Source organism: Gemmiger formicilis, from assembly GCF_018784445.1.
Taxonomy (GTDB): domain Bacteria; phylum Bacillota; class Clostridia; order Oscillospirales; family Ruminococcaceae; genus Gemmiger.
The window spans coordinates 42,136-66,207 of record NZ_WQOH01000052.1 but is presented as its reverse complement, the minus strand read 5'-3'; the positions used below and the strand labels follow the sequence as shown (position 1 = coordinate 66,207).

At 51.1% G+C, this 24,072-nt stretch carries 29 protein-coding genes and 1 pseudogene; 20 read left to right on the top strand and 10 right to left on the bottom strand.

Going from position 1 to position 24,072, the window contains the following annotated elements; genetic code table 11:
* Positions 1-294 precede the first annotated feature (294 nt).
* The 11 genes from GPK89_RS12850 (at position 295) to GPK89_RS12800 (ending at position 10,328) form a co-directional block, all read left to right on the top strand.
* Positions 295-1,077 carry a hypothetical protein gene (locus GPK89_RS12850; protein ID WP_078785521.1) on the top strand — a complete coding sequence of 261 codons (783 nt, stop codon included), beginning with the start codon at positions 295-297 and terminating at the stop codon, positions 1,075-1,077.
* Positions 1,078-1,092: 15 nt separating this feature from the next.
* On the top strand, positions 1,093-2,166 hold the full coding sequence (locus tag GPK89_RS12845; RefSeq protein ID WP_215693646.1) for a DUF932 domain-containing protein: 1,074 nt from the start codon (positions 1,093-1,095) through the stop codon (positions 2,164-2,166).
* Between the two features lie 28 nt (positions 2,167-2,194).
* A complete protein-coding gene (locus GPK89_RS12840) occupies positions 2,195-3,049 on the top strand; it encodes a hypothetical protein (protein ID WP_330069175.1) in 855 nt (284 codons plus the stop codon).
* Between the two features lie 22 nt (positions 3,050-3,071).
* On the top strand, positions 3,072-3,611 hold the full coding sequence (locus GPK89_RS12835; RefSeq protein WP_215693644.1) for a sigma-70 family RNA polymerase sigma factor: 540 nt from the start codon (positions 3,072-3,074) through the stop codon (positions 3,609-3,611).
* A 17-nt stretch (positions 3,612-3,628) separates the two neighbouring features.
* Positions 3,629-3,874: a hypothetical protein gene (locus GPK89_RS12830; protein WP_215693642.1), complete on the top strand. Its 246-nt coding sequence runs from the start codon at positions 3,629-3,631 to the stop codon at positions 3,872-3,874.
* Positions 3,875-3,966: 92 nt separating this feature from the next.
* Positions 3,967-4,515: a hypothetical protein gene (locus tag GPK89_RS12825; RefSeq protein ID WP_215693640.1), complete on the top strand. Its 549-nt coding sequence runs from the start codon at positions 3,967-3,969 to the stop codon at positions 4,513-4,515.
* A 262-nt stretch (positions 4,516-4,777) separates the two neighbouring features.
* Positions 4,778-5,053 carry a DUF7724 family protein gene (locus GPK89_RS12820; RefSeq protein WP_215693638.1) on the top strand — a complete coding sequence of 92 codons (276 nt, stop codon included), beginning with the start codon at positions 4,778-4,780 and terminating at the stop codon, positions 5,051-5,053.
* Complete coding sequence (locus GPK89_RS12815) at positions 5,046-5,336, top strand: hypothetical protein (protein ID WP_078785516.1); 291 nt, start codon at positions 5,046-5,048, stop codon at positions 5,334-5,336. Before GPK89_RS12820 ends, GPK89_RS12815 begins: the two co-directional genes overlap by 8 nt.
* Before the next feature lie 843 nt (positions 5,337-6,179).
* Complete coding sequence (locus GPK89_RS12810; RefSeq protein ID WP_078785515.1) at positions 6,180-7,028, top strand: PRD domain-containing protein; 849 nt, start codon at positions 6,180-6,182, stop codon at positions 7,026-7,028.
* 85 nt (positions 7,029-7,113) lie between these two features.
* Positions 7,114-9,213: a PTS transporter subunit IIABC gene (locus GPK89_RS12805; RefSeq protein WP_078785514.1), complete on the top strand. Its 2,100-nt coding sequence runs from the start codon at positions 7,114-7,116 to the stop codon at positions 9,211-9,213.
* 155 nt (positions 9,214-9,368) lie between these two features.
* Positions 9,369-10,328 carry a transposase gene (locus GPK89_RS12800; RefSeq protein WP_078785513.1) on the top strand — a complete coding sequence of 320 codons (960 nt, stop codon included), beginning with the start codon at positions 9,369-9,371 and terminating at the stop codon, positions 10,326-10,328.
* A 184-nt stretch (positions 10,329-10,512) separates the two neighbouring features.
* Here the strand turns inward: GPK89_RS12800 and GPK89_RS12795 are convergent, their stop codons facing one another.
* From GPK89_RS12795 to GPK89_RS12770, 6 genes are all read right to left on the bottom strand, one after another.
* Entirely contained in the window at positions 10,513-10,692 is a 180-nt protein-coding gene (locus GPK89_RS12795; RefSeq protein WP_242943475.1) for a helix-turn-helix domain-containing protein, read from the bottom strand.
* A 5-nt stretch (positions 10,693-10,697) separates the two neighbouring features.
* The gene (locus GPK89_RS12790) at positions 10,698-11,096 is read right to left on the bottom strand and encodes a sigma-70 family RNA polymerase sigma factor (protein ID WP_215693636.1); all 399 of its coding nucleotides are present in this window, start codon (positions 11,094-11,096) and stop codon (positions 10,698-10,700) included.
* Between the two features lie 430 nt (positions 11,097-11,526).
* Complete coding sequence (locus GPK89_RS12785; RefSeq protein ID WP_215693634.1) at positions 11,527-13,311, bottom strand: L-fucose isomerase; 1,785 nt, start codon at positions 13,309-13,311, stop codon at positions 11,527-11,529.
* Between the two features lie 16 nt (positions 13,312-13,327).
* The gene (locus GPK89_RS12780) at positions 13,328-14,776 is read right to left on the bottom strand and encodes a rhamnulokinase (RefSeq protein WP_215693632.1); all 1,449 of its coding nucleotides are present in this window, start codon (positions 14,774-14,776) and stop codon (positions 13,328-13,330) included.
* Entirely contained in the window at positions 14,773-15,207 is a 435-nt protein-coding gene (gene fucU / locus GPK89_RS12775; protein ID WP_215693630.1) for an L-fucose mutarotase, read from the bottom strand. The genes GPK89_RS12780 and fucU overlap by 4 nt, the downstream gene beginning before the upstream one ends.
* Before the next feature lie 11 nt (positions 15,208-15,218).
* On the bottom strand, positions 15,219-15,926 hold the full coding sequence (locus tag GPK89_RS12770; RefSeq protein ID WP_078785168.1) for a class II aldolase/adducin family protein: 708 nt from the start codon (positions 15,924-15,926) through the stop codon (positions 15,219-15,221).
* 121 nt (positions 15,927-16,047) lie between these two features.
* Here GPK89_RS12770 and GPK89_RS12765 point away from each other — a divergent pair, with 121 nt between their 5' ends.
* The 9 genes and pseudogenes from GPK89_RS12765 to GPK89_RS12730 all read left to right on the top strand — a co-directional run bounded on the left by GPK89_RS12765 (position 16,048) and on the right by GPK89_RS12730 (position 20,763).
* Positions 16,048-16,902 carry an AraC family transcriptional regulator gene (locus GPK89_RS12765; RefSeq protein ID WP_215693628.1) on the top strand — a complete coding sequence of 285 codons (855 nt, stop codon included), beginning with the start codon at positions 16,048-16,050 and terminating at the stop codon, positions 16,900-16,902.
* A gap of 468 nt (positions 16,903-17,370) precedes the next feature.
* Positions 17,371-17,616, top strand: coding sequence for a hypothetical protein (locus GPK89_RS12760; protein WP_078785170.1), 246 nt, complete (start codon positions 17,371-17,373; stop codon positions 17,614-17,616).
* Positions 17,617-17,794: 178 nt separating this feature from the next.
* Entirely contained in the window at positions 17,795-18,085 is a 291-nt protein-coding gene (locus GPK89_RS16340) for a hypothetical protein (protein WP_242943451.1), read from the top strand.
* Between the two features lie 92 nt (positions 18,086-18,177).
* Entirely contained in the window at positions 18,178-18,738 is a 561-nt protein-coding gene (locus tag GPK89_RS12750) for a hypothetical protein (protein WP_078785171.1), read from the top strand.
* A 27-nt stretch (positions 18,739-18,765) separates the two neighbouring features.
* A complete protein-coding gene (locus GPK89_RS12745; RefSeq protein WP_078785172.1) occupies positions 18,766-19,782 on the top strand; it encodes a hypothetical protein in 1,017 nt (338 codons plus the stop codon).
* A gap of 142 nt (positions 19,783-19,924) precedes the next feature.
* A complete protein-coding gene (locus GPK89_RS12740) occupies positions 19,925-20,242 on the top strand; it encodes a DUF3847 domain-containing protein (protein ID WP_215693626.1) in 318 nt (105 codons plus the stop codon).
* A 2-nt stretch (positions 20,243-20,244) separates the two neighbouring features.
* Positions 20,245-20,367 (top strand): annotated as a pseudogene (locus tag GPK89_RS16335) (MobQ family relaxase); the annotation flags it as partial.
* 4 nt (positions 20,368-20,371) lie between these two features.
* The gene (locus GPK89_RS12735) at positions 20,372-20,629 is read left to right on the top strand and encodes a DUF4368 domain-containing protein (protein ID WP_242943452.1); all 258 of its coding nucleotides are present in this window, start codon (positions 20,372-20,374) and stop codon (positions 20,627-20,629) included.
* Positions 20,626-20,763: a hypothetical protein gene (locus GPK89_RS12730; protein WP_159447034.1), complete on the top strand. Its 138-nt coding sequence runs from the start codon at positions 20,626-20,628 to the stop codon at positions 20,761-20,763. The genes GPK89_RS12735 and GPK89_RS12730 overlap by 4 nt, the downstream gene beginning before the upstream one ends.
* Before the next feature lie 18 nt (positions 20,764-20,781).
* Here the strand turns inward: GPK89_RS12730 and GPK89_RS12725 are convergent, their stop codons facing one another.
* The 4 genes from GPK89_RS12725 to GPK89_RS12710 all read right to left on the bottom strand — a co-directional run.
* A complete protein-coding gene (locus GPK89_RS12725) occupies positions 20,782-21,867 on the bottom strand; it encodes a phosphotransferase enzyme family protein (protein ID WP_242943453.1) in 1,086 nt (361 codons plus the stop codon).
* A 27-nt stretch (positions 21,868-21,894) separates the two neighbouring features.
* On the bottom strand, positions 21,895-22,461 hold the full coding sequence (locus GPK89_RS12720) for a chromate transporter (protein WP_078785176.1): 567 nt from the start codon (positions 22,459-22,461) through the stop codon (positions 21,895-21,897).
* Entirely contained in the window at positions 22,458-23,024 is a 567-nt protein-coding gene (locus tag GPK89_RS12715; RefSeq protein ID WP_078785177.1) for a chromate transporter, read from the bottom strand. Before GPK89_RS12715 ends, GPK89_RS12720 begins: the two co-directional genes overlap by 4 nt.
* 18 nt (positions 23,025-23,042) lie before the next feature.
* On the bottom strand, positions 23,043-24,072 hold a 1,030-nt coding region (locus GPK89_RS12710), incomplete at its 5' end, for a radical SAM/SPASM domain-containing protein (RefSeq protein WP_215693624.1).

The window sequence follows — 24,072 nt, the reverse complement described above, 5'->3', positions numbered from 1 at the left end:
GATATAGTATTATAATAATCTTATAGATGATTTTTATGCTATATAAGCATACGTTGTTATTTTTGTAATCGGTGCCGGTAGTAGATGGCATTGCGCTGAATTGGGCGCGGTGTCTTCCCTGCCGGCACTTTTTTATATAGATATTTCCTGCCACCGGCAGAAAGGAGTGAACCAAGAATCCATCCGCATCCCGCATGGCCGCCGAAAAGCGGCTGCACCTTGGGCTGCATCAAGTGTTCAGAATGGACACCTGATGCAGCCCTTTTTGTTTTTGTGAAAGGACGGTAATCGACAATGAAATCTGACAATGCCATCTGGAACGGTACAAGTATTTTCGTGGGCATCATTGTAGCCATCGCCGCGTTTGTGCGCGGCGCGCTGCTGCTGCCGCTTCTGCTTGTTGCCTGCTCCATCTGGGAACTGTATGTGCTGCACCATCTGCGCAGCAGCCTACCGGCAGTCCCCAAGAAGAAAGCAAAGGCACCCCGCCGCACCAAGTTTGTGGTGCCGGACATTGAGGACGAACCGCTCAGCGACATTCTGCTGCTTCATGTGAACCAACGCGTCACCGCTGCGCTTCGCACGGCGGACAGCAACATCACATGGGAATGGGCCACCAAAGATCCGCTTGCTATCGTCAAAGAGGGAGGGCGCTGCCTGATTCGTGTTCACGGATTGGACGGCTTTGAGAGTGCCGAGGTCGTTTTGGACAAGCAGGCTCACTTGCGGTGCGAGTTGATCAACACCGTGCCGCTGCGCCCAAATCCCACGGCAGACACGCCTGAAAAACCGCGTATTCCCGCTGAGACTCCCCCACTGCCCGACCCGCGCATTTGGTATGAAACTGAGGGACGCGCAACGCTGGAGGGCATAGTGGCCGACCTCAGTTCCCGCGGGCATCACTCGATGACCGTGCAGGAGGACGGTCACATCCAGCTTACGGATGGCAGCACATCGGTACTCCCGGAACTGCACGGTTTCCCACCTGTGGGCTGCTGGGAAAAGTTGAAACAGGTCTTTGCAGGAGATGGGCTGGCCGCCGAGGAAACTTCCGGCAAGCTGGTTCTCTCGTGGTAAAGGGAGGTTTCGCGTATGAAATCCGGTGTATCCTTACAGCAGATGCTGACCGAAGTGAAACGGCAGAGCGAGTCCAAGGAGGACTACCTCATTGCCCCCAATCGCCTGCGGATGGAATCCTACGGCAAAGAAATGTTTTTGCACCTGTCGGACGACAGCGGCACTGAACTAATCGAGCCCATGACCATCACCGGCATCGCCCATCGGCAGATCGGCACTCATCTGCGCATCCCCGCCGCCTACTATGACCGTATGCGGGAGGAACGCCCCGACCTGCTGGCCTACAACGCCAACACATGGTTCAAGCAAGAAAACAGCCAGCGTATGCTGCGCACCTTGGACGGCTCCGCCCGTGCGTACCTGAGCAATCGCTACCGCCGCATCGACAATATCGACATTGCCGGAGTGACGCTTCCGATTCTCGGCGGGCTGCCTGACATCCGCTTTGAAAGCTGCCAAATCACCGAAAGCCGTATGTACATCAAGGCCGTGAACCCCCGCTTGCAGGCGGAGGTATCCCCCGGCGACATTGTGCAGGCAGGGGTCATCATCAGCAACAGCGAGGTCGGACTTGGTTCCGTCAGCATCCAGCCGCTGATCTATCGGCTGGTGTGCAGCAACGGCATGGTCGTGAATGAAGCCGCCGCCCGCCGTAACCATGTGGGGCGTGTTACAGATAGCGAGGAAAATTTCAGCGTCTACTCCCAAGCAACTTTGGACGCGGAGGACAAAGCCTTTGTCATGAAGATTCAGGACACCGTGCGCGCTGCCGTGGAAGAAGCGCGGTTCGCACAGGTCGTCGGCAAAATGCAGGAGACCAAAGCCGCACAGATGGATACCCGTGATGTGCCGGCCGTCGTCAAACTTGCCAGCAAAGAGTTCCACATTACCGACAGCGAAAGCACTGGCGTATTGCAGCGGCTGATCGAATCCAACGATTTGACGCTGTATGGTTTATCCAACGCCGTGACCCGACACAGCCAGGATGTGGAGAGCTATGACCGCGCCAGTGAATTGGAAAGTATCGGTTACAGCATTTTGACCATGCCCACACAGCAGTGGTCGAGAATCAACCAGGCAGCTGCTTGATGCTGCCCTACATATAGGAGGATTTTTTATGTCTATGATGAACGCTAACGCCGCAGCCACCACCGCCATGACCGCCAACGAACCGCTGGATTTTGTGCTGCCCGAAATGGGCGATGCCGATTTCAGCAGTGAGGAACTTGCCGAGGATAGGGACGGCTTTACGATGTCCTTTCCCCGCATCAAGATTCCCGCAGGCGGCGTGCTGCAGTTTGAATTGCCCACCGGCGACCCTCAGCACCCAGATTACAGCCCCACTCTCACCGGCGTGATTTTGTTCAATCACGCAAGCTGCGCCTACTGGCCGGAGGGCGATGAGTACAGCGACGATGTACCGCCGCTCTGCTCCTCTGTAGACGGCAAACAGGGCTACGGTGAACCCGGTGGTGTCTGCGAAACCTGTGCGTTGAGCCAATTTGGCAGTGCCGCCAATGGTCGCGGCAAAGCCTGCAAGAATATGCGGGTGCTGTACTTGCTGCGCAGCGGGGAGTTTATGCCGCTGGCGATCAATCTCTCTCCCACCAGCATCAGCCCGTTCCGTGAGTTTTTGAATCAGGGCTTTGTTTTCCGCAACCGTGCCACCTACGGCAGCCTTGTGGAGATTGGATTGAAACGCCAGACGAACCCGGAGGGCAAGGATTACAGCGTTGCCACGTTCAAGCGCTTGGGCGATTTCCACGGCGAGCAGCTTGCCGCTGTGCGCAAGTACGCCTTGAGCTTCCGTGAGCAGATTCGCGGCATGAACCGCCAGCGCATCGAGGCAAAACGTGAACAGGATGATGGTCTTTGTGATGTGGAGAGCTGCGCTACCGCCCCTGCGACCGCCGATGGCAGCTTTTGCATCGGGGCATCGGTGAACGGTGACACGCAGCCGCTGCCCGCGTAACAGTTTATGAAGGAGGTGCTTTATGCACGATATTCCGTTGAATGATACTCAGCGTATTTTTGCCGACAAGAACCACAACCTTGTCTACAAGTTTCTGCACGAGAAGAATCTGCCTGCCAGCGAATATTATGACATCGTCATTTTCGGCTATCTGCGGGCCGTACAGCGGTATCTGACCGACCCGAACCTTGCAGGCTATTCCTTTGCCACGGTTGCGTGGCGGGCGATGGAAGGCGAAGTTGTCAATACCCACCGCACCGACAAGCGCCGTTTCCGCGTCATCCGTTTTGTTCGTCCCCGTCAGTCTTACACCGGGCATCTGACCCGGCATTCAACACCAACGGTAACGGACGAGGAAGCGCTGCGTGAAAGTGAGGTTGCATTGCTTCTGCACGCCCTCGCCAAGCGGGTAACGCCCCAGCAGATGGAAATTATCCGTCTGCGCACCAAAGGCTACCAGACGAACGAGATCGCGCAGATGCAGAACACCTCGCTGTACCATGTGAACACGCTGCTGGATAACGCGCGGTTCATCGTGGTGGAACTGTGCAGAGATGCTTAAAGGGAGGCAAGGACAGAATGAAAAAGCGGAAGCTGGAGCTTTACATTACCGGCAAACTCATGTCCGCACTGATGGTGGGCAGACCCGCCATCTTCAGTACGGGCGGCGAAATGTACCATACGGCTCCTGTAGTGAAGATTCACGAAACCGAAACGCAGAAGATCCACTTTGAAACATCCACCACCCATTATTACATCAAGCCTCGCCCTTTTGTACTCGCGGTCCTCAACCCGCGCCGACAAACGCTGGCCGCGTGTGCGTAAAGGGTTGAATGTTCGCAGAATGATTTAATTACAGCCGTGGCGGCGCTTTGCTGCCACGGCTTCTTTTGACGGAATAAGAGGTGAAATTGACTATGTATGAAGAAAAAGTACGCAAATTCAAGTGTTATTACTGCTCGGACTGTAAACTCTATGCCGGGTCTGAAACGAAAATAGTTCACGGTCGGCGCATGAAACCGAACACAAAATACTGCACCGGCGGCAAAAAAATCATCATCTTTCGCTCTGATGACCCCAAGGTAAATGTACCGAAATGGTGTCCTAAGCGGCGCGTGCCGCCCACATTGCGGATTTACAACTTCCGTTCACCGGAAATCGAGGCAGGAGAGAGCATGCTTGCGGCCAACGGAATCTCGTTTTTCCCATACCCCAGCCGCTATGCAGTGCGGTATGAGGGAGAGTCACCTTATACGGCGATGGAATTTGCAAAGCAAATCAAAAATCATTCTTTGGCAGAGTTGCTCTCTATGCAGCTATTGCCCTATGAAATTCTGGAAATCGACGATGGCATCCGCCCGTACTGTTTCCTTGTAGAACGTCTCGGTCACGTGCGGTGCATCCGCTTCAAAAGCGACATTGCACGCGAAAGTAAGTATGAAGAGTCAGGCGGCAAAGCGATTTGATCCTATGGAATCATGCAGATGTTCCATTCACAGTCACCTGTAAAAGCGTCAAATCAGGCTGCCGCAGTGCGTTTATTGCTTGCCTCAAACCTATAAATGCGCTCTTTTGACAAAAAGGAATTGTTGCAGAAGGTCCCCGTGATTTTGAATTGATTGCTGCGGTTATTGATACTAAAGTAGGCAAATACAAATCATTCGCGAGGCATACTCAAACTTTGAACAGCTACTGAAAAAGCCAGAGTAATGAAGGAGGGAAACGTGTATGAATAGCCAACGGGCAATTCTTAGCAATGAATCCAATTATGCAGTTTTCCGTGTGGGGGATAAGGTAATTAGATTTCGCGCACCATATTCATTGGAGCATTATACAGAAGTAAAAGAATGGAATCATGGTTATATTGTAGCGATGGCAAAGTATAAACAGAATGACAGGCCTGAAGAAGAGTATATTGATTTAATTCCTGTTTTGAAAAATTTATATTTTGATCCAGATACATTTTTGGCTCCGATCAAGGAAGTGAGCGTGGTAAATGGTTAATGTTAAAAATATAGCCGATGAGGCAGATATGATCATAAATGAACGTTATGAAATCGATGAACTGGCCGATGCGGCAGGTGGATATTTTGCGATGCCGTCAGCGGACGAACTTGCCTACACCGAACTTTTGTTTGACGTCTGCGACCAATTTGGAATCCATTACTATTCTGCCGATAAGAAAGCGCGCGCATTTGTTGAAGAAGTGACACGCGTGACGTGGGCAAAGCAACAAGAAGAAAAGACCGGGGTACAACAGAGTATCCGCCCTGCATTTACCGCGTAAAAGAGAATATGTATATGCCAGCCGGAAGGGATTTACTTCCGGCTGGTTTTTTCTAGAGGAGTATTAAAGGGAGTAAGTCTGTGCAATGTATCTATGTAACCGCTCAAGCACAGCCGTCAAGCAAAAATAAAGCTGGAGCCGAATCCGGCTCCAGCAAGCCTCAAATTTTCTTCTTGCAAATGTCAGGCAGTTTGTCCGACTACGGCATCATATCATTTAAGAACGCGCGGTCATTTGGATCATGCTCCCGGCCATAAAGATGTTCTGCAATCTCGTCCAGTAAAAAACGGAAATACTCATACGGCTTCAAATTGTTGGCCTTGCCGTTTCTGCAATGCTGTAGAGAATCGCACTGGATTGTGCTCCTCTGGGCGTGTTGAGCATAATCCAGTTTTGCCCGACTGTAAAGGGACGATTTGTTGCGATTGGTTTCGTATCATGCACGTCAAATAAAATCCTCTGCTTGCAGTTAAGGATGCACGGAACTTGTATCCGGATGAGGAATAAAAGAAATCTTTTTACTTGTCAATCTGCTGTAAATTATCGACTGAATTTGTGCAAAGCTAACAAAGTGAAAAAGAGAGCCGTTCTCGCCTTGACACTCCACAAAGAATGTGATATTGTAGTATTACTTATAATAAATCGTTATTCAAGTGCCTGATTTGTTTGCGCCTTACAAAAAAAGAAAAATGTACGTGAGCAGCGTCGTTGGATTGTTACCGTTTGGCGGGCTAGACCAACTCTGCATAGCACAAGCCGAAAGCGTGTTTCAGCCTTCGGTATGTTTGCTGTGTCAAGGGTGGTCTTTTTTTATTGCCTTTTTCAACCCGAGGAGAAGAAACAATGCAATATACCGTCAAAAAGCCAATCAACAACAACATTTTGCGCGTGGTGGACCCCACGGGCTGTGAACTGATCGTCACCGGGCGCGGTTTGGGCTTTGGTGTTAAGCCGGGCTATAAAATCGAGGCTGAAACCGCAGAGTGCAGCTACCGCATGACCAGCCCTGCCGTGCAGCAAAAGTTGGTGGAACTTCTGGAACGGATTCCGTATGAGCATCTACTGCTCACCGATGAGTTGGTAGAAACCATCCGGCAGCGGCTGAAATACCCACTGAATGAAAGCCTGCTCATCACGCTGGCCGACCACATCAGCTTTGCCATTCAGCGCAGCGAAGAGGGTATTCGCTTTTCTAACCCGTTGATGACTTCCATTCGGGAATTCTACCCGGAAGAGTATCACCTTGGCGTGGAGTGCCTTGCCACTATCCGCCAGCGCTTCCATGCAGACCTTTCGGACGACGAGGGCGGCTTTATTGCGCTGCACATCGTCAACGCAGAGCTCAACACCACCATGAGCGTGGTGAACGATGTCACCCGCTTTGTGGATGGCTGCGTGCAGGTAGTGGAATGCTTTTACAACTTCCATTTTGACCGGGATGCACTGGATTTCAGCCGTTTTACAGTGCATTTGCGCTTTTTTGCACAGCGCGTATTTCAAGGAAAACAGGAGCAGGAAAACGATACCCATGACGAAGTGTTCCGCGCCCTGATCGCCCGCAATTGCAGCGAACACTACAAATGCGCCTGTTGCATTGCGGAGTATGTGCGCAATACCTGGCACAAGGAGCTTTCGGACGAGGAACTGGTGTTCCTTACCATCCATCTGAAACGGATTTGGATGGGGAAATAAGCTTTTTGTTTCACCTTTGATTCTCCACAGGTCTTTCCTGTGTAGATATATGCTGGATACGAACTTAGGAAAAGGAGAACTTAAGATGAAAGACAAGATCTTTGGCGTGCTGCAGCGCGTGGGACGCAGCTTTATGCTGCCCATTGCACTGCTGCCTGTGGCGGGCCTGCTGCTGGGCATCGGCAGCTCGTTCACCAACGAAACGATGCTGGCGGCTTATGGCCTGAACAGCGTCATCCATCCGGGCACCCTCATTTATACCATTCTGGACGTGATGAGTCAGACCGGCAATGCGGTGTTCAACAATCTTGCGCTGCTGTTCGCCATGGGCGTAGCCATCGGCATGGCTCGCAAGGAAAAAGAGGTCGCAGCACTGTCCGGTGCAGTGGCCTATATCATTATGAATACGGCCATTCAGGCCATGATCAATGCGGCGGGCGGTGTAGAAGCTATGCCTGCCAACTCCACCACCACCATGCTGGGCATCACAACGCTGCAAATGGGTGTGTTCGGCGGCATCGTGGTCGGCCTGGGCGTGGCGGCACTGCACAACAAATTCTATAAGATCGAGCTGCCGCAAGTGCTGGCCTTCTTTGGCGGCACACGCTTCGTGCCCATCGTCAGTTCTATTGTGTATCTGGTGGTCGGCATTGCCATGTTCTATATCTGGCCGGTGGTGCAGAACGGTATTGCCGCGCTGGGTGCACTGGTGCTGGCTTCCGGCTACGCAGGCACCTTTATTTACGGCCTGCTGGAGCGTGCGCTGATTCCCTTTGGACTGCATCATGTGTTCTATATGCCGTTCTGGCAGACCGCTGTGGGTGGCACCGCCATCATCGACGGCGTGACCGTGACCGGCGCACAGAACATCTTCTTTGCCGAGCTGGCTTCCAAGTCCACCACTGTATTCTCGGTCAGTGCTACCCGCTTCATGGCCGGTAAGTTCCCCTTTATGATGTTCGGCCTGCCCGGCGCGGCGCTGGCTATGTACCAGTGCGCCAAGCCTGAAAAGAAAAAGGCGGCAGGTGGCCTGCTGCTGTCTGCTGCGTTGACGGCTTTCCTCACCGGCATTACCGAGCCGCTGGAATTTACCTTTATCTTCGTGGCACTACCCATGTACGCGGTGCACTGCGTACTGGCCGGTCTGTCCTTCATGTTGATGCACATCCTGAATGTGGGCGTAGGCATGACCTTCTCCGGCGGTCTCATCGATCTGGTGCTGTTCGGTGTGATGCAGGGCAACGCCAAGACCCACTGGGTGTGGGTGGTCGTGGTCGGTGCGGTGTACTTTGTGCTGTACTACATCATTTTCCGCTTTATGATCTCCAAGTTTGACTACAAGACCCCGGGTCGCGATGATGCCGAGGAAGTCAAGCTGTACACCCGTGCGGACGTGAACGCCCGCAATGCTGCTTCCGGCAGTGTGCCTGCCGGAAATGACCCGGTCAGTGCACTGATCGTGGAAGGTCTGGGAGGTGCCGCTAATCTGGCCGATGTGGATTGCTGTGCAACCCGTCTGCGCTGCACGGTCAAAGATGCGGCATTGGTCAAACAGGATGTGCTCAAAGCCTCCGGCGCCTCCGGCGTGATCTGCAAGGGCAACGGCGTACAGGTGGTGTATGGCCCCAAGGTGGCCGTCATCAAGGCAAAGCTGGAAGATTATCTGGAAAGTGCACCCAAAGACCCGGGTGCCGCTCCCTCGCCGGCAGCCGCACCCGCACCCGCAGCAAAGGATACCGTGCTGTCTGCCTGCCTGAACGGTACGGTAGTGCCGCTGGCCGATGTGAAGGATGAAGCCTTTGCCAGCGGTGTACTGGGGAATGGCATTGCCATTGAGCCTTCCGACGGTGAACTGGTGGCACCTGCTGACGGTGAGATCTCCTCCACCTTTGAGACCCACCATGCCGTAGGCATGACCACGGCTGACGGTGCCGAACTGCTGATGCACATCGGCATCGATACGGTCAAGCTGGGTGGCAAGCACTTTACCTACCTCGTCAACGATGGCGACAAGGTAAAGAAGGGCCAGCCGTTGATCCGCTTTGAGCTGGAAGCCATTAAGGCCGAAGGCTATCCCGTGACCACGCCGGTCATTGTCTGCAATACCGATGACTATGCCGCTGTCGAAGCTAAAGCCAGTGGCACCGTAAAGCAGGGTGATGCGTTGCTGGAACTGAAGCGCTAAGCGTTTCTCCCCAACTGTAAGACGGGGTTGTTATAAAGGAAAAAGCTATTCCGATAAAGGCAATGTCACTAAGTTAAATAGGCAATCCCTCTACACCAACGCAGAAATTGGTATAGAGGGATTTTTTCTTCTAAATACTTGACAATAGGCTCAGAATGTGCGGCCACTTTGCTTACCGAAGTAAGCAAAGAGGTCCTTATAGAGGTTGTGGCGAGGAAGCTTATCGCCGCTGGATGGAGTACAACAGAAAGAAGACAATTTGCGGGGAAAATCGCAACAGCTATTCCAAGACAGACACAGATGCCACTTTTATGCATATGAAAGACGACCATATGCGCAATGGTCAGCTAAAACCCGGATATAATGTTCAGTTTGCTGTCAACAGCGGTTTCATAACCGGCATTGGCGTATTCAGCAACAGAACAGACTTCGGCACGCTGATTCCGTTTTTGACCTATTTATGGCATAAGCACGGAAAATCCTATCGCAATGTCGTGGCTGATTCCGGCTATGAAAGTCTGGCCAATTACCGCTGGCTGTTTGAAAATGGCCAGACCGCATTTATTAAGCCCGCCAACTATGAATCGGGGAAAAAGCGTTCTTCAAAGTCACAGGTTGGCAGAATGGAAAACATGGGCTATTACGAACCGGATGACTGCTTTATCTGCAAGAACGGCAGACATTTGGATCTCAGTTCTCACTATACCTCCCATGCGAAGGACGGTACAGAGCGCAAAATCTCTGTTTACCGCTGCGAGGACTGCTCCGACTGCCCTTACCGTGCAGCCTGCTGCAAGGCTAAAGACAGCGAAAGGCTCAAGGAAATTTTTGTCTGCTGGGAATTTCAGAATCTGCGCAATAATTCGTATCACAACATTACCACCGAGGAAGGAAAGTTGCTGCGCTGCAACCGTTCTATTCAGGCAGAGGGTGCCTTCGGACAGCTAAAGCACAATCGGAATTTCAAGCGTTTCCTTACCGGCGGCAAGGTCAAAGTTCTGGCTGAGCTTCTGTTCTTGGGGCTTTCCCAAAACATTGCTCATCTGCTGGCAAAGTGCAACAGTGGACTGCAAAATCTGCATTTGATTCAGCCTAAAGCATACCTGAATTTCTGATTTTTGAAGAATTGGAAAACAGGCTCCTCTGGAAAACAATCGTTATTCAGAAGGGCCTGTTTGAGTTATCTCTTTTTGGAAAATCAGGGGGCCTATGGCGAGCGTTTTGGTGCTTTTGGAACCGTTTAACCGTAAAGGGGCTGCTGCACTTGGAATTTTTCCTTGTGCAACAGCCCCTTTTCTATTATCGGTTCACATCAAAAATTTCAATGCAGCGTACAAACAGCACGCACTGTTCTTGGTATAAATCCTCGTCAAATACACCGTTTACTACGGAATATTTTCGCAAAAGATTTTTGTACCTCGCAAACAGTTCTTCAAAGGCCGATGTACTTCCCAATTTAGCTGAGAGTAACAGTTCCATAAAAGTCATTTTACATCCCCCATTTCGGCTCTCAGCTTTTTAATGCTTCTATAATAGGCAGATGCCACTCCTTTTTCTTTGAGTCCTGTTTCTTGAGCAATTTCCTTAAAGGGCTTTCCTTTCAGGACATACTCTGTGACAACAAACCTCTCTTTGAGACTTAATTGCTGCATAGCAGCCATCAGTTTTTCATTTTGCGGCTCCATTCTGCTCCACATATCATACCCGGCGGTTCTAAATTCGGATTGTTCTGCCTCCTTTTTAGTTCTGGTTTCTTTTTCATGCTCTCTCTGTTTCTTCTTTATGTAAGATTGGCGTTTTCGTTTTACTGCCAAAACCACATAAGCAGTGAATTGGTTTTGGCATATATCATCTTTGGATATGCCATCGTTCTTTTTTATCATTTCTGTACTCCCATCATTTTTTCTTCGATGGGAATACTGGTGGTGAACGACAGCGACAAAGAATCTTGTCGAATTGAAAATTGACACACGCAAATTCTTCAGTATATGTCCACCTGTGTGGAGCATGTACCGTCAGGATTCGCATATGGTAGTGGTAACTCCATTTCGTTTTTCGCGTGGAATTGCCAGAGTTATTCATTCGACAAACTCATAATGCGGTTCTCCGTATAGAGGAAAAGCCTATTAAGTTATAGGCAATGGCTTATAACCGCACTTTGAGAAAAGAGGCCTCAAGGTACTTTTTATCTTTTGAATTTATTGTATACCTCCAAATGAAAAAAACAAGGAGAGGCTTCCAAGGAAACCTCTCCTTAACTGGTATTAAGGGCTATGTCAAAATCTTTCCGGCAGAATATTTACGACAGGTAACTTACCGATACAGCGGCCCGTACTGCTTGCACGCAGCATAATCCGCAGCCTGCTGATCCTGTGTGCCGAAGCTGGCCCATGCGTGGGGGCGATAGACCTTCTCGGCAGGGACATTGTGCATCGTAACAGGGATGCGCAGCATGCTGGCCAGTGTAATGAGGTCAGCACCCACATGGCCGTAAACGGTCACGCCATGGTTGGCACCCCAGTTTGCCATAACGCTGTACACATCGGTGAACGCACCCTGTCCGGTCAGGCGCGGGCAGAACCATGTGGTCGGCCAGGTCGGGTCGGTGCGCTTGTCGATGATGTTGTGGATCTCGTCGGGCAGATCAGCCGTCCAGCCCTCGGCAATTTGCAAGACGGGTCCAATGCCCTCCACAATGTTGAAGCGCAGCATCGTAACAGGCATCTCTGCCTTGCAGCGGAAGTGGCTGGAATATCCGCCGCCGCGGAAGTACTCATAGTCCGCACGGCACCAATCGGTGGCGTTCAGGCATGCCTTGATGTCCGCATCGGTCATCTCCCAGAACGGCTTCATCACGTGGTTGCCCTCGGCATCCACGCAGGCACCGGAACCATCCAAAGCTGTCGCGCCGGAATTGATGAGGTGAATAAAGCCGTTGGCGGCAACGCCGTCAGGCTTCTGCCCAGTCACACGCTCGCAGGCTTCCGGGCTCCAGTAGGTGCGCACGTCATGGAAGCACGGTGCAGAGCCGGAAACAAGGCCGCCCAGCATCATGGCAATGCCGTTGCAGGTATCATTCTCGGTAGCGAACGGGGTCGGGGCCTTCGGGCCGTTCCAGTCAAAGGTGGAAGCCATGATGGCTTCGGTGAAGTCAGCATTCGGCAGCCAGTCTGTCCACTGCCGCTGACCCTGGAAGCCGCCGACCACAGCGTTGCGACCGAGTGCTTCTTCATGCCAGCCCATCTCGTCCAGACGCGGATTGCCGTATAGAATGTCGCGGATGATCAGGGTCATCTTGACGATAAACTCCCAATCCTTGTCGGCCGGAACAATTTTCGACTTCGTGATGACAGGCGGCAGGTTCTTACCGAGGTTCTTATCAAAGCCCTCTTTGCAATTCTCACGCACCCATGCCAGCGCCTTTTCATATTCGTCGTGGTCATAGATACCGATGGAAATGCGGCGCAGGATTTCGACCTCGTCCACCCACTCGGCGCGGATGCCGAAATACTTTTGCAGAACACCTGCATCGCAGAAGCTGCCGGCAATCCCCATCGTCACAGCGCCAATATTGACGTAGGCCTTGTTCTTCATCCAGCCTGCGGCAACAGCACCACGGGCAAAGCGCAGGATTTTCTCGGCCACGTCATCGGGAATCGTATCATCGTTGGCTTCCTGCACGTCATGGCCATAAATGGAGAAAGCAGGCAGACCGCGCTGGGCGTGTGCTGCCAGAACCGCAGCCAGATACACCGCGCCGGGGCGCTCGGTGCCATTGAAGCCCCAGACTGCCTTGATGGTGTTGGGATCCATATCGAACGTTTCGGTACCGTAGCACCAGCAGGGGGTCACAGACAGCGTTGCCGTAACATTCTGGGTAGAGAACTGCTCTGCCACGCGGGCCGCCTCGGCACCACCGCCAATCGTCGTACAGCCGATCACGCACTGCACCGGCGTACCATCGGGGTACTTGAGGTTCTCCGAAATCAGCTTGGCGGCATTTTCTGCCATGCGCATCGTCTGATTTTCCAGGCTTTCACGGACGCCGCCCCAGCGTCCATCGATGACAGGGCGAATACCAATTTTAGGATACAGCATAGTTGCACCTTCCTTATTATAGTAGGTTTTTGAAACGATCATAAGCGGCGTTCCATTCCGCATAGTTCTGTGTGCTTGGGGTATATGTTTTAATGACCTCTGTCTCCGCAATCAGCCGGCGTCCTTGTGTGATGGAGTCCAGCAACCCCAAGGCTTTCAACTGAATCATAATGTTGCCGAGCGCCGTAGCTTCCACCGGGCCTGCCTTTACTGTAAGGCCGCAGCAGTCTGCCGTCATCTGGCAAAGCAGACGGTCTTTTGTGCCGCCGCCCAAAACGTGCAGGGTCGTAAATGCTCGACCTGTTACAGCGGAGAGCTGCTCTATCGCATAGCGATATTTCAGAGCAAGGCTCTCATAAATGCAGCGCATTACGGCTCCCACCGTTTCCGGGACGGGCTGGCCGGTTTTGCGGCAAAATTCCTGTATTCTGCCCGGCAGGTCGCCGGGGGCAACAAATTCCGGTGCATCCGGGTCAATAAAACTGCGCAGCGGTTCGGCGGCAAGTGCCTGTTGCTCCAGCTCCGCGAAAGAATATGCCTGTCCACGGCGCTTGTACTCACGGCGGCTTTCCTGAATCAGCCAAAGACCGATGATATTTTTCAGATAATTGATTTTCCCGTTTGCACCGAGTTCATTGGACAGCCCGCTTTGGCAGCTGTCCGCCGTCAGAATCGGGGCATCCAATTCCGTTCCCAGCAGGCTCCATGTGCCACAGGAGAGAAATACCGTATGTTCGGCATCCCCCTCGGCACACGGCATAGCGGACGAGGCGCATTGTGTATCATGCCCTGCCACCGCAATGATTTTTGCACCGTCTGCAAGTGTACCTGTCACCGTACCGCTGGCGACAATGGGCGCAAAGCAGCTTTCCGGCAAGCCGTAGGCGGCCAGCACTTCCCTGCTCCACTGCCCTGTGCGGGGGTCCAGCATCTGACTGGTGGACGCAATGCTGCGCTCACAGACCGGCTCGGCCCCCAACAGAGCTGCGAACAGATCCGGCATAAAAAGAATATGCTCGGCCTTTTGCAGCAGTTCCGGGTCCTGCTCACGCAGAGCCAGCAGCTGGAACAAAGTATTGATTGCCATGATTTGATTGCCGGTATGGGCATACAATTCTTCTGCGGGCATACGGGCAGCGGCCTGTTCCGGTTTGCCATTCGTTCGGGCATCGCGATAATGAACCGGGTTTGCCAGCAGATGGCCGTCCGCATCCAGTAAGCCGAAATCCACGCCCCATGTATCAAATCCTAAGCTGTCAAATGTACCAGCCTTTTGAATGGCTGTGTGGATTTCCTTCAGCAGTGTTTCCACATCCCAGCAGAGATGACCGTCCTTTTCGATGGGGACATTTTCAAAACGATGGATTTCCTCGTAGGTGAGGTTTTGGCCATCGTACACGGCTCGAATCGCACGTCCACTGGAAGCGCCAAAATCGAAGGCCAGCACAGTTGCTGTGTTACTCATTGAACCACGCCCTTCTTCAAAAGTACGTTGGCATAGATTGCGCTTTCCCCGGTGGCGATAATCGCATAGGCATGGCGTGCGCGCTCATAAAACGCAAAGCGCTCCACCATTTCAATTTTAGCCGGGTCATTGCCGCTCTCGTTCAACTTCTGTTTATAGCTATCCCAGATAGTCGGCTTGCACGGATCGCCATCTACCACTTTCATCAGTGCGACAGGCTTTTCCACATACTGATCCAACGGCAGAAATTGCAGGATGGCCTCCAGCAGTTCTTCGGTTCCGTGCCCGTCCGCACGAACCACAATGGCATCTTTGCCGATGCTTTCAGCCGGGAAATTTCCGTCTGCGAGAATGATTTCGTCGCCATGTCCCATCTCGCAGAGGACTTTCAGAAGTTCCGGGCTAAGGATAGGCGGAATGTTCTTCAGCATACGGTGTCTCCTTATTTGTCCGTCGGCTCACCTTTTTCGCGTCGCTCAAATTTGCGATAGCCGGGGTGTTTGCCGGTAATTTTGTAGTAGGAGCGGAGATTGATGAGCTTATCAATATTCTTGCGGTCAATATCGTAGCTGCCGCCGAGAATGATTGCGTTGATCGTGATTTTTGCCCACAGTTCCAGACTCTCCATGCGGTAATAGGCGGTGATGACATCACTGCCCACCGTCAGCGCACCGTGGTTTTCCAGCAGCATAACATCGTGGTCGTTGAGATACGGCTCGATTGCGTCCGGCACCTCCGTCGTGCTGGGAGTTCCATACGGAGTCAGCGGCACAGCACCGATGGCTGCCACATCCTCAATCATGTTGTACATATCCATCGGGCGATGTGCCACGGCAAAGCCGGTGGCTGCCGGCGGATGGGCATGGACAACAGCATTTACATCGGCGCGCTTTTCGTAGCAGCGCAGGTGCATCTTGATTTCGCTGGACGGGCGCAGGCCCTCTGCCCCTTCCAGCACATTGCCCTTTGCATCAATACGCAGCAGCTTGTCCGGCGTGATGAAGCTCTTGCTCATGCCCGTAGGCGTTGCAAGGAAAGTTCCGTCCTCCAACCGAACCGAGACATTACCATCATTGGCAGCGACCCAGCCAAGCTGCCACATTTTATGGCAGACATCGCAGATTTGGTCTTTGATTTCTTCGATTTGCACAGTTTGTACCTCCTAAAGTGGATTTTGTCCTTTACTTGTATTATACTGTTGCAATTTGCCCTCGTCTTTGCGTATAATGATATTGTATTGGACGATATTGATATTTTAGGAGATGCCTGCCATGAAGTTTCTGGCTTCCCATGAAAGCAGTACGCGCGGCACTTTTGACTTTCCCATTGAGCTTTATTATGTAGATAAAATGCACCCGCGCTATGAAATGCCATTTCACTGGCACATGGAATTTGAACTTATGCTGGTTCTGAGCGGGGAGTTTTCTCTGCTGATTGATGGACGATCTTACCTTTTACACAAGGGAGATGCCGCCATCATTTCAGCCGGGGCCGTTCACGGCGGAACCCCCAACGACTGCGTTTACGAGTGTGTTGTCTTTGATATGAACCGCTTCCTCGGCAGCGGCTCCGTATGTCAGGCAAAATACAATGCGCTTTTTGAACGCGGCGCACAAATCGAGCCGTATCAACCGGCCGGCTCCGTAACCTGCCAACTGATTGACCGGCTCTTTGAGGCAATGGAAAAGGAGCCGGAGGGATATGAATTTGTGACGATTGGTCTGATGTGGCAGCTGTTCGGTCAAATCCTTTTGCAGCATTCGTACACAGTTTCCACTCCCGGAAATAAGCGAAATGACCGCAGCACAGCCCAAATGAAAGCGGCCTTAGAGCGCATCCGAAAGAATTACGCCAGCCGCATCACCTTGGAAGATCTCGCCTCCACAGCAGAAATGACCCCCGAACACTTTTGCAGGGTCTTTCACAGCATAACCGGGCGCTCCCCTATTGACTATTTGAATTACTACCGGGTAGAATGTGCCGCTGAGCTATTATGCTCCACCGAAGATCCCATCACGGAGATCGCATATAGCTGCGGCTTCAGTGATTCCAGCTACTTTAACCGGATGTTCCGCCGCTATAAGGCCGAGGCTCCGGGCAAATATCGAAAACTCCACAGCATATAAAATCGCGCCGACAGTGCATTGTCGGCGCGATTTTAGTCAATAATTCGCATTTAGTATCAACCGTACTGAGTTTCCAATATCAAAAAAATCAATTGCAATGTATGGCCTTATTAGCCTCACTGTGGACATACAACTTGCTGTATCACGGAAAACTCCCGCGCTTGTTACACGGGGGCTCATAAGAAAGTAATTCAAGAAATTACGATTATGGCATCTGTCAGACGGGGTTGGCAAATGAGATAACGGGTATTCGGTGAAAGCCGAGTACCCGTTATTTTTTTGCCCTTAACTGAAAGCAATAGATTTATTCACAGGTTTCGAGTATAATGAAGCTATAATCATCCTATCCCATCCATTCCGAGATTTTTTCAAAAAATATCAAAATTTTTTGGAAACATTGGAACAATTCAGCCTTTCTCATGCCATATATAGTAGAGGGCTATTTCAAAACGATTGGAGGTGACGCTTATGGAGAAGCGGAAAAGCCCGAATGCTTTCATTGTAGTGCTGCCCGGTGAAATCATCGAAATACCACAGAACAGCGACAAATCATGGCTGACCTTGTTTTACAGCTTGCCGAGAGAGCTTGCAGAAAAGTGGAAACCCGCCTATGATCTGCCCCGCTGCCCCTATGAGGTCTTACGGATGGACAAGTATGACCACATTGTATGTGACGATATGTTTAAGTTGCAGAATATGAGAATTAACATCTAATTAGCAGCTACGAAGAAATCCCTTTGGAACAAAGGGCGCACTTCTATACAGGGGCAAGCCCTGTATGTGCGCTCTGCGAGGCAGGCAGCCCGGAGGACGATTGAAGTCCAGGTTGTTTTGCGTCACTTCGTTCCGAACAAGGGTCAGCACCCCTTGCGCCGTTATGCGGCTATCCACAGTGTACTTACTGTTAACAGACGGCTTTGCAAATGCGGGCGTTATTTATGGACAAACACCAGAAAAGCCTGTAGAGTCAAGAAATTTACGGCTTGAGCGCTTGCATTTGACCTTGCCGAAAATTGAATATCCGATGTTATGCTGGAGTATTAAAATGCTTGAAATCAGTCTGTCCAATATTACGACACAACATAGAATTGTAGAAGTTCTTTCTTCTTATGATGCTTTGACTGAAAATAACCAGAAGCAGATTAAGCTACTGGAGGAAGCGGTACAACGGTCATATAAATAGTGGCTTGTTGATTTGCGCTTCCCCGGCTATGAAACTACTCCCAACACTGACAACATACCGGATCTGATTAGCAAATGATTTGAGGTGTCATCATGATTTTTGAAAGTTTTCCATGGAAACAGGATTTGCGTAGACGTAAAAATCTGATTATCAAATACAATACAGCAGAACACTTCGAGAAGAATGATGACACCACATATACGGTCATCGAAAAGGCAATTTTCTATTCTGCGTTCATTATTCGCAAACTGATTGATTGCGGAGGAAAACTCAGCGACGAATCTGAAAACTATTCACTGAAAGTCTGTTCGGTTCAGCCACTTAAGCCCGTTGATCGGCTCCATCGATGGCCAGAGGAAGATAGTCATGACTGGGAAAACGAGAAAGAAGTTGTAGTTACGGGAAAGAACGTATGCAATTGGCTGATACATTCCTATATGTTTTTTGTTGTATTCAATGAAGACGGCATAATCGATAGCTTCAGTGTAACCTCTGACTTTGATCGCAATAAAGTTCTTTATCGCATACCATTAGATGCTTGGATGGAATATATGGACTACATAGCGTCAGACGATATCGTAGGAATGTCATCTCATTATGATCCCAAAGCTGACGATTATGTTTTCAGTCGCAAAGAACGTGGAAAACGATAGGCTGCTCATTAGTTTTCGGGAGGAAAAATGGTTGTATTAAACTTTTACGGAAAAATTGAACCAATTTGCATATCTGAAAAACTTGGGTTATACATCGCCAATCTTCCCAACGAAGAATACAATGAATGGAGAAACGCTCTGGCCGAAGAACTCGAACTGGCTGTAAAGGCAAACAAAATCTATCAAGAAAAACTTGGGACGAACTATCCCTGCGGGATAATCAATTTATATCAAACACTGTTTCCAGATGAGCTCCTTCCAGGAGAGTTTGAGCAAGAGCACTATATAAAAATTGCAGATCAAATGATCTTCATCTATCAAGATTATGATTATACGGACATGCCTCTTGGTGGTTGGGACACCAATTGTTTTGATGGGCGGTTGTGTGAAGAAGATTATTCCGAGAAAATCATAGACTTCATTAACTTCATGGCCCATTCAGACCAACCCGACTATGCAATCCCGAAGCCTGTACCGCAATGGACGTTCTCCTCAAACCACGACGGAATTGACTATTGGCGTATTTTCTGGGGTGGTGAGGAATCCGCTGAGTACATTTTGGCCTTGCAGGAGTGGGGAAAGCTCTTTGACAGCTTCTTATGCTCAAGGAATGACTATTTGCTTTTCGATTACTTGGTCAATACCATCCACAAGGATAACGAGTACAATGAGAATCATTTGATTAAAGCCTTTTCGTTGTGCCAGCTTTTTCTCGAAAGGCACAAAGAAAGTGAACTCGACGCTAAATTGCCGCAGTTTTTTGAGCTGCTTGGTCCAGAAAGTGATACAAAGCGGCAGGCTGAACTCTTTAGAAAAATGAGAAACAAAATTGCGCACGGCGATTTCTTAGCCTTTGAAACAGTAATCGAAACATATGCTTCCGAGTTCATGGATGGGCGGTTCGCATTTGACTATTCTGAGTACAGTCGTAAGAACTGGGCTGTGCAGCATGTTTGCTGTGAACTGGACAACGTTATTCGAAAATTGCTGGGTATGCTTTTGTTCAACAGAAGGGAATTGGAGAGAATCAAAAAATCTATCTAAAATATCGAGGTACTTTAGGATCTGACGAAACGTTGATGAATTAAGAAGCTAAATAACAGTACCGTTTAGAAATAGACCGTTTACCGATCTTCGGTAGGCGGCCTTTTTATATCCCCACCAAAAAACAAGGAGGTCATACACTATGGCAAAACAGAAAACTATTCCCGAACTGGAAGCCGAGAAATCGGAAAATGAACGCAAGCTCTCGCAGCTCCAACACAAAAAGCAACAGATTGAAAACCGTATCACCTATTACGAAAAAGGAGGTCGGCACAAGCGAGCGCACCACCTTATCACCCGTGGCGCAGCCATCGAAAGCGTTGCACCGCTGACAAAGGTTTTGACCGAAACCGAGTTTTATGCCTTTGCTGAAAAAGCTCTTGCCGTCCCGGAGGTCAAAGGCTTGCTTATGGAAGCGGTCAACGAACACAACCGGGCAGAACAGAAAGAGAGGTATTGAGTATCGCTCTATATCATTTTCATGTCACACAAATCAAGCGCAGTGCAGGACAATCCGCTATTGCGTCTGCCGCCTATCGCTCCGGCGAAAAGCTGCACAGCGAATACTACGGCGAGGACAGCGACTAAAGTGGAAATCCAGACCTTGCAGCAGGATATTGAAGTACAGGAACGACAGATTGAAAATTTGGAGCAGTTTATCCAGAGGGCACACAAATACAAGGACTTGGACGAGCTTACCCCGTATGCTCTGCGTGAGCTTGTCAAAGGAGTTTATATTGAAGCACCCAACAAGAGCAGCGGCAAGCGGCGACAGAACATCCGCATTTCCTATGATCTTGTGGGTTTTATCCCGCTGAATGAACTGATGAAAGAGGAAACGGCATGACCAAAGCCATGCCGTTCCTGCAAAAAGCAATATTACTTTCTTATGCCCCCCGGCCATTAGGCGCGGGAGTTAAGGAAGGAGAAAACACGATTTTGCATGATGCATTCTACTGCAAAACACAAACCGCAAAATGAAAAAGCAGATTAGTGGTATCAGCAGTATTTTTCAATTACTTTTTGCATGGCATCCCAGTTCCGTTCCATATCGGCAGTCAACTTGAACTGGGTGCGGGCGCGGTTGAGGTTTTGGGTTTCGTAGTTAATGTGGAAGTAGTGATCTCCCTCCAGATAATCAGCGAGGAAGCGCATACCACATTCCATCGTCATCAGCTTGGCACCCCACGGCAGGGTCTGCTTTTCCAGCGGGGTGAACGCTTCTCCTGCTGCCTGCAAGAAGCCCTTGGTGTAAATTTCAAACAGTTCCATGCTGAAATTGACTTTCGAGAGGTCAGCTTCGTCCTCGGCGCAGTGGTTGGCACCGAAGCGGATGGAATCACCGAAATCGTTGGCGGCCAAGCCCGGCATGACGGTATCAAGGTCGATAACGCAAAGGCCCTCGCCGGTTGTTTTGTCGAACAGGATATTGTTCAGCTTGGTGTCGTTGTGGGTGACGCGCAGCGGCAGCTTACCCGCCGCCAGCAGATCCACCATAACGTGATACTCTGCTTCGCGGGCGCGGACAAACTCAATTTCGCGCTGCACCTGTGCGGCACGACCCATGCGGTCCTCAGCCACGGCGCGCTGGAAGTCAGCGAAGCGCTTGGGCGTATCGTGGAAGTGCGGGATCGTCTCATGCAGGGTGTGTGCCGGATATTCAGCCAACTGATGCTGGAAATTGCCAAATGCAACAGCGCTCTGGTAAAAATCCTCAGCCGACTGCACCTGCTGCAAACAGACAGTGTTCTCTACAAATTCATAGATACGCCAGCAGCTACCATCAGTAGCCTGATAATAGGGCTTTTCCTCTTTGGTAGGCACCACATGGAGCGTAGCACGCGCCGGGTCAGCCCCGCGCTGCTTAGCCTTTTCGCGCAAAAAATCTGTAACACCGCAGACGTTTTCCATCAAACCGGCCGGGTCTTTGAATGTATTGGTATTGATTTTTTGCAGGATGTAGCGTTTTGCCCCCTGCACTGACGTTACCGTGATGGCATACGTCTGGTTGATATGCCCTTCGCCATAGGGAATCGGCTCTGATACTGAGCCATTCCATTTCCATGCAGTTAAAATATCCTTCATTTGTATATACATCCTCTCTGGTTTTGTTTATGCCGCGATACTGTACAGCGCGACACCGGCCACGGCAGCCCCCGCCATGACCTTGATAGGGCTGGGCTTCCATTTACGTAGAACAAAAAAGCCCATGAGGAAAATTGCCAGTGCAATCAGATCCATGCTGCCCAGATCCGCCGGGAAAGTGCGCTGCCTGTACAGGGCCATGCACAACAGGGAAATGCCAGCAGAAGCAATCATGGCAATAACAGCGGGGCGCAGCCCGGCCAAGATACCCTGCATAACGCTAAGGCCGCGGAAACGGTAATACATGTAGGCCAGCGCCATGACGATGACGCAGGACGGGAAAATACAGCCAATCGTGGCAATCAGTGCCCCAGGCAGCCCCGCCACCTGAATCCCCACAAAGGTTGCCGCGTTAAGGGCGATAGGCCCCGGGGTCATTTCGGCGATTGCCATAATATCCGCAAATCCCGTCATCGTCAGCCAGGGGTGAATCTCCACGGCCTGGTCCTGAATCAAAGGCATGGCTGCATACCCGCCGCCGATGCTGAACAGGCCAACTTGGAAAAAGCTCCAGAATAATTCAAGGTAGATCATTTGCTACCCTCCCGCTTTTGTAGATACATGGTATCCAGCGCGCCGATGACGCCGCAGACGAGGATAATCAAAATGATGTTCACCGAGAAGAAACGGGTCGCCGCAAAAGCTGCCAGCATAACCGCGATGGGCAGCCAGCGCTTCTTTTTCAGGATGGGCCACGCCATGTTGATGACCACATCAAAGATGACCGCTGCCACACCGGCCAGCATACCGGCCATTGCCATGCTCACATACTTGTTGGAGCGGAACGCCTGATAGAACGCGGAGATGATGGAGATGATAATCAGCGGTGGCAGCGCCGCGCCCACCACAGTAATCAGTGCGCCGGGGATGCCTGCTACATGGTAGCCCATCAGAATCGAGGCGTTGATGGCAATAGATCCGGGGCTTGATTGGGCAATCGCCGTCAGGTCCAGCGTTTCCTCTTCCTCGATCCAGTGCAGTTCTTTCACGAAGCGTTCCCGCATCAACGGGATAATGACAAACCCACCGCCGAAGGTGCAGGCACTCAATTTAAAGGTCGATAGAAACAGCTGCCAGTATTTATTTTTCTTGTGCAATAGAATCGGTCTCCTTTTTCAGCGATACATCTGCACGGCGCGGGCCATCTCGCACAGGCGCAGTTCCGCATAGGCGAAAAACTTTTGCAGGGCTTTGCAGTAGTAGCTGCGCTGCGCTTTGTCGGCGGGATCACAGTCACGCTTGCAGCCGCCGCGGCACAGGTGTACCCATCTGCATGGCTGACATTCTGCGGGGATCTGCCAGCCGTCAGCGATAAACACCCGCATTTTTTCACTGGCAAGCAGCGAATGCAGGGTGTCGGCTTGCACGGTTCCGAGTTTGTAGGCATCCAGGCAGAAAAAGTCGCACGGGTACACCACACCGCTACCCTCCACGACCATATAGCCGCCGCAGCGGCCGGTCGTGGAACAGGTCACCGCCGGGCCACCCATGAGCAAATGGATATAATCCTCAAACAGGCGGACGCTGACATAGGTGCTGGTTTTCCAGTCTCGATACCAGGCATCAAACAGGGCGCACAGGAACCGCGCGTACAGCTCTGGCGTGAGGGAGTAGTTCTGCTGCCCCTGCGGCATGCCCAGCGGGTCCAGACAAGGAATGAACTGCAAATAGCGCACCCCTGTAGCCTTCATGGACTTATACACGCGCTCCGCTTTTTTTGCCAACTGTTTGGTGACGACACATAAAAGATTGCACTCCACGCCGTATCGATGCAGCAGTTCGATCGTCTGCATGACCCTTGCCCATGTTCCGTCGCCGGAAGCATCCGGGCGCAAAGCATCATGTACATCTGGCGTACCGTCTAAGCTGATACCAACAAGGAAGTTCTCTTCGCGGAAAAATCTCGCCCATTCTTCGGCAACAGCAAGGCCGTTTGTCTGGATGGCGTACTGCACCGTTACACGCTTTTGGTTGTACTTTCGCACTGTCTGCGTAAAGAACCGAAAGAAATCCAGCCCTGCTAAGGTTGGTTCTCCGCCTTGAAAGGCAAACGAAACAAAGCCGCCTTGGTCAAGTTCCGCAAAACAGCGCCGTATCAATATCTCGGCTGTCTGCAAGGTCATCATGCAATCTTCGGAAGTGCTG